General features: G+C 60.3%; 5 protein-coding genes. 3 read left to right on the top strand and 2 right to left on the bottom strand.

Annotated features, from left to right (window positions below; translation table 11 throughout):
* Nucleotides 1-641 precede the first annotated feature (641 nt).
* From V7116_RS25105 to V7116_RS25095, 3 genes are all read left to right on the top strand, one after another.
* A complete protein-coding gene (locus V7116_RS25105; protein WP_324394745.1) occupies nucleotides 642-1,151 on the top strand; it encodes a hypothetical protein in 510 nt (169 codons plus the stop codon).
* A 27-nt stretch (nucleotides 1,152-1,178) separates the two neighbouring features.
* Nucleotides 1,179-1,709, top strand: a complete 531-nt coding sequence (locus V7116_RS25100; RefSeq protein ID WP_324394744.1) for a hypothetical protein — start codon at nucleotides 1,179-1,181, stop codon at nucleotides 1,707-1,709.
* A gap of 125 nt (nucleotides 1,710-1,834) precedes the next feature.
* Nucleotides 1,835-3,532, top strand: coding sequence for a tetratricopeptide repeat protein (locus V7116_RS25095; RefSeq protein ID WP_324394743.1), 1,698 nt, complete (start codon nucleotides 1,835-1,837; stop codon nucleotides 3,530-3,532).
* 79 nt (nucleotides 3,533-3,611) lie between these two features.
* On the opposite strand, the gene V7116_RS25090 is transcribed toward V7116_RS25095, so the two are convergent.
* Entirely contained in the window at nucleotides 3,612-4,751 is a 1,140-nt protein-coding gene (locus V7116_RS25090) for an SH3 domain-containing protein (protein WP_324394742.1), read from the bottom strand.
* Nucleotides 4,752-4,875: 124 nt separating this feature from the next.
* Nucleotides 4,876-5,967, bottom strand: a 1,092-nt coding sequence (locus V7116_RS25085) for a glycerate kinase type-2 family protein (protein ID WP_324394741.1), incomplete at its 5' end; no start/stop codon positions are given.

Raw genomic sequence — 5,967 nt, 5'->3', positions numbered from 1 at the left:
CCTGTAAGCTGTGCATTCCCGTGACCTCCTCGCGGTGCCGCGCAGTTGATGTGCGCGCCATTATAACGTGAACTTAACCTTCATAACCGTGGATTCTTCCCTCATCTGCCCTCTGAAAACACCGCAATCCCGCCGTGGAAAGGGGCTTACTACCAGGATTCCACCATAACTATGCAATTTGTAAATTTTCCTTGATACAAATAGTGTTTATGCTTTCAGCAGCGGAATCGATCAAGATCCTGTCGGGCCGACTACCATTTTATCTGAATATATGCTACACTGAATAGTTACTAGCAACGATTAACGTGATGATATAAAGCATTAAGATCAAAATGGTCCTATTATTAACCGAATTTCGTGAATCTTTTTGACATTTTGCCCAATCTGGTTGACAAGCATCCTGAAAGTATAGATAATTTGTTTACGGTTTGATTTGTTTGCATTTTCTAACCAACTTAAACACGGCTGTCTCCACGCGGGGTGGGAACCAGCTACTCAACATCAACTCATCGCGGCCCATGCTTGTGTGATTCAGCAGCACATTTACATGAGTCGTTCCGCCGAGCACTACTGGTCAGGTGCTCAGGCTGTAATTCGATTACAGGGGTCGATCAGCTAGGCGTTGTGGGGGAGAATGCGGCATGTTTACGTCTAATACCTTACCAGCTTACGGTAAAAAAGGCGCGGCATCTGCTGCACGTGCGCGCCTGATGCAAGACAGCGCCATGCGGCGCAACCATCCAACCTTCAACAGCCGCACACTGCTTCCTTCGCCCCTCACGGTCACGTTTGCAACGCTTGCCACCGAGCCGGACATCACCACTGTGCTGCCCGACGCCGAATCTCTCACCCCGGCGGAGCAGCAGCAGCGGGCGCTGCAAATCGCGCGCACCCTGAAGGGCGGCTACCTGGCCGACCTCACCTATCTGGCCGATCGTCGTATCGCAGTTGCCACCGTCTGTCCTATTCTTGACCAGCGCAACCCGCTGGACGTTCCGCATAAGGTATGTGTGGATGCCGATGGTAATGTCAGCGTCATCCGCAACGATCCTCACGCGGCCTCGCAGCGCCTGGTGCTCAGTCGACTGCTGTTGGTCGTGGGCGCGTTTATTTCTGCGCTCGGCGCACTTTCAGTCCTTACCCTGATGTAGCCCGATCAAACGAGGAGCAAAGCTGCCATGCCTAAGAGTCGTTATTCTCCACCGCACATTCATCATTCCAACCGGCTGGAACTGCCTGCGCACCTCACCCGACTCGCAGAAGAATACGAAGCGCTGCCGGATGGTAATGATTCTTACGACACGAAGCGCATCACCGAAATGGCCGCCGATGATCCGCGCCTGCGCGGTTATCTCGAACAGCTCGTTGAGGCGCTCACCGGGTTGATGGGCGGCTCACAGCCGTCCAAGCGTGGCGTGATCAACCAGCCGCCTGCCCAGTTCGGCGGAGGCGGTTACAATGGCAAAAGTCCCAATTATGGCAACGGGGCGGCGTATGGGTTCAATCCCGACTACACCAACTCCTTCGTCGACGATCTGACCGACAGCTACAGCATCCATATCGAGCCGGACGACAACGGCGGCTTCTACGGCTGGTTCCACGTCACCCGGCGCTTCATTTACGGCCTGCTACTCGTACTTTTCTTAATATTCCTGGCGATCTATCATGTACCTGGAGTGCTCGACTTTTTTTTTGATGTAGTGAACTAAAAGCGGGTGATCGCCGGAAGCGCGCGTCGCGGATCATCCCGGTAACCGGGCTGGCACCTCTGCGGGGGCAGAGAGTATGACGCACAGGGAAAGGCTGCGCGGGGTTCGGCAAATAGGGGTAGACAATGGAGACCGAATTATCGACAGCCTATATTTTCATTAACTACGCGAACGAAGACAGTGCCTTTGCGCTCCAACTTTATGATGAGCTGCGGAAAGCCGGTCAAAGCGCCTGGATCGACCAGCGCGACGTGGGACAAAACGAGCGCTGGCACCAGGCGATCAACCGCGCGCTGCATTCGTGTTCGCACATGGTTTTAGTGTGGTCCAAAGCCGCCGAAGCCACCAGCGAGGTCGAAAGTGAGTGGCTTCATTTCATTTCGCATGATAAGCCGATTTTAATCGCACTGCGCGACCGCCAGCCGGTGCATTACAATTTACAAAAGTACCCAACGATTGATTTTACGAGCGATGTTACCGGCGCGTTAAAAAAGTTACTGTCGTACCTGAACGCAACCCAGCGCGACCCGCGCACCGCGACGCTTGCCATCGATCAGGGCAACGTCGCGTTCCGCAGCTACGATTACACCACCGCCATCAAGTGCTATAACCGCGCGCTCAGTCTGGACCCCAGCAGCGCCCTGGCCTACTACAGCCGCGGCGTGTCCTACCTCCAGCTCAATCATACCGAGCGCGCCCTGCAAGACTTCCAGTCCGCCATCCGTGAAGATCCCGGCATGGCCGAAGCCTATTATTATCAGGGCATGATTCTGCGCACCCAGGGCGAGCACGAGCGCGCGCTGGAAAGTTTTTCCGAGACCATCCGCAACGACGCCGCGCACGCCAAAGCCTACTACTATCGCGGCCTCACCTACGATCTACTGGGCGATTCCGCGCGCGCGCTGGACGATTATTCTGCCGCGATCCGCATCGATCCCAACGGCACGCCCGCCGAAGGGATGCGCGGCACGATCTATTTTGCGATGGGCCAGTACGCCGACGCTTTGCGTGACCTGGAACGCGCGGTGCTGCTCACCCCCTCGGACCCGACCATCTATCTGGTGCGCGGCAAGATTTACGAGGCCATGAGCCGCAACCAGGACGCGCTGAAGGACTACAGCCAGGCGATCAGGCTGGACGATACCCTGGACGAAGCGTACCGGGGACGCGGCATCGTGTACAGCCTGCTCGGCAATTACGAGACAGCCATCGACGATCTCATGCAGGCGATCCGCCTGAACCCCGCCGACGGGCTGGCCTATCTGGCGCGGGGGGATGCCTATTTCGCGTTGGGCAGCGAACAAAAAGCGCTGAACGACTACAACGAAGCGATCCGCCTCGCGCCGGAAAACGCGAACGCGTACCATAATCGCGGCGTGCTCTATCACGCCCTGGGGCGCTTACAAGACGCCCTGGACGACTTCAACCGATCGCTGCACTTCAATCCTGAGTTCGGGCTTGCCTACTTCAACCGGGGCAACGTGCATTACGAGCTGGGGCAGCTCAACGCCGCGCTGGCGGATTACGACGAAGCCATCCGCCTCGACGAGCAGGACGCGAACGCGTTCCACAATCGCGGCATCACCTACAACAAGCTGGCGATGCACGATGACGCGATCCGCGACTTTACGCACGTCCTGCACCTGGACCCTTACTACGCGGAAGCCTACTATAACCGACACCTCACCTACCTTCAGCGCAACCAGCCCGGCGACGAGCGGCTGGCGAAGGCAGACATGGATCAGTACCGCCGCTTGACGCAGGCGATGACGCGCGGCAGCAACGGGAACGGAAATGGTAGGATTTCCATCCTGGAACGATAGTCACCTGAACTCTACTCCGAAAAAACAAGGGCCAGCGTGTGTGACGCTGGCCCTTTTGGATCTCAGAAACGAATCTGCGCTACGAAACGGTGATCGTGATGTAGCGCGGATCGGCGGAGCCGTTCGGCAGGATAACGCGCAGTTCGTAGGTCGTCGTGGCGGTCGGACACACCTGCTGCGTCCCAACACCGACCACGCCGGTGCCCTGGAAGTACACGGACTGAATGTTGGCCGTGGACCACGAGAAGTTCACGCATTCGCCGCTGGTGATGGTGGTACGATCCACCGTGAAGGAGATCACGGGTGTGGCAGAAGCAGACGTCGGCGGAATCGTCGTGACCGGAACCGCCGTCGGCGGCACGGGCGTCGCGGTCGGCGCGGGCATGTACAGCGCGTTCACGACCGGCACGCTGCCCAAATCGATCGTCAGCGTGACGTACGGCGCGTATACCCATCCGGTCGTGCCGGAAGCGACTATCTGCAGCCAGGAGTTGTCCGCGAGGCGACCCACTACATCAACCGGGTCGCTCTGCGAAAGCTGCGCCAGGACCGACGCGCCCTCGCCCGGGTTCGAGCGCATGTTGAGGCGCGGCGTGTTCACCGTACCATCCGGCACGGGCACGGTCGGCGTCGGTGCGGCGATGGTCGCGGTGGCTTCTGCCGCCGGGGCTTCGGGTGTTTCGCCCGCTTCCGCCGTGCCGCCGCTGCCCGGGATGCGCTCGTCGTTGACGTCGTTCGTCAACTGGCGAACTTCCGCGCCGTCCGCGCTGACCACAAACACGTCCCACTGGCCGTTCGCGTTGGAGACGTAGGTCAGCCACTCGCCGTTGGGCTGCCACTTCGGCTCGCGGTCTTCCGCCTCGTTACCGGTCAGTTTGACCACATCCGTCCCGTCGGCGCGTATCACGTAGACCTCAAAATCGCCGTCACGGTCGGACGAAAACGCAATGTACTCGCCATCCGGCGACCAGACCGGCTCGATATCCATGCCGGGATCGTCGGTCAATTGGTCAAGCTGCCCGGTCTGAGGATTGAGCACAAAAATGTCATAATTTCCCAGCCGGTCGGATGCAAACACAACAGGACCCGGACCTTCGTCGTCCGCCGGTTCTTCTGTCCCCCCCTGGGCAAACGCCAACTGACCCTGCGATGCCCAAAATACGCCACCCAATACCAACACTGCTGCCGCCAAAGGCAGCATCCAACGCAAAGCTTTCATCATAGCCTCCATTTTCATGGTTCTCACAGGTATATGTTAACATTGTTTGGGGCAAGTTGTCCGCCCCAAGGCAAGCGCCATGCAATCGGTGGACAATCGCCCGCCATGCCGGGAACGATGCCGCTCATTTTCCCGATTCCGGCGCGTCAAACACGAAGATTGCGGTCAGATCGTTGACGTTGGTGTTGGTCGGGCCGCTCACCAGCAGATCCCCGACTGCTTCCAGATAAGGATACGCGTCGTTAGCCGCCAGCGCAGCACGCGCCGCCAGCCCTTTCGCATCGCCCCGCGCCACCGTCGATCCGTCCACCAGCCCGCCCGCCGCATCCGTCGGGCCGTCGCTGCCGTCCGTCGCCAGCGCCGCGATCGTGATATCACCCCACCCCGCGATCTCCAGCGCCGCCGCCAGGGCCAGCTCTTGATTGCGCCCGCCCTTGCCGTCACCGCGCACCGTGACGGTTGTCTCGCCGCCCATCAGCAAACACGCCGGGCGCGGAACCGGGTGCCCGCTGCTGGCGACTTCTTTCGCCAGCGCCGCGGCGACCTTCGCCACCTCGCGCGCTTCGCCCTCGACGAACGTCGAGAGCAGCAGGGTATGAAATCCGAGCGCGTCGGCCCGCGTCTGCGCGGCCCGCGCTGCGACGGCATTGTCCGCCACGATCACGTTCTGCACGCGCGCCAACGCCGCATCGCCCGGCTTGGGTGTGTCTTCCACCTGCCCCGCCGCGCCCGCCTCCAGGTGCTGCCGGATCGACGCCGGAATTGCCTCACGGATGCCGTACCGGTCGAGAATCGCCTGCGCATCCGCAAAAGTAGTCGTATCCGGCACGGTCGGCCCGGACGCGATCACGTCGAGCGGACTGCCCACCACGTCCGACAGAATCAGCGACACCACGGTTGCCGGGTGCGCCAGCCGCGCCAGTTGCCCGCCCTTCACCTGCGACAGGTGCTTGCGCAGCGTATTGATCGCCTGAATCGGTGCGCCGGAGCGCAGCAGCGTTTGGGTCAGCGCCTGGATATCGCTCAGCGTAACGCCCTCCACCGGCAGCGTGAGCAGCGCCGATCCGCCGCCCGAAATCAGGCACAGCACCAGATCGCGCGCGCCAGCCTCGCGCAGCAGATCCACCACGTGCCGCGCGCCGGACATTCCCGCCTCGTCCGGCACGGGATGCCCCGCTTCCCACAGGCGGATCGTCGCCGTGGGCAGCGCGTAACC

Origin of the sequence: Aggregatilinea sp., from assembly GCF_036822615.1 — a bacterium.
Lineage (GTDB): Bacteria > Chloroflexota > Anaerolineae > Aggregatilineales > Aggregatilineaceae > Aggregatilinea.
This window is presented reverse-complemented; position numbering and strand designations above follow the sequence as displayed.

Bases quoted from the DNA above. Each gene is read 5' to 3' on its own strand.
- V7116_RS25105 (WP_324394745.1), top strand. From the start codon at position 642: ATGTTTACGTCTAATACCTTACCAGCTTACGGTAAAAAAGGCGCGGCA.
- V7116_RS25100 (WP_324394744.1), top strand. From the start codon at position 1,179: ATGCCTAAGAGTCGTTATTCTCCACCGCACATTCATCATTCCAACCGG.
- V7116_RS25095 (WP_324394743.1), top strand. From the start codon at position 1,835: ATGGAGACCGAATTATCGACAGCCTATATTTTCATTAACTACGCGAAC.
- V7116_RS25090 (WP_324394742.1), bottom strand. From the start codon at position 4,751: ATGAAAGCTTTGCGTTGGATGCTGCCTTTGGCGGCAGCAGTGTTGGTA.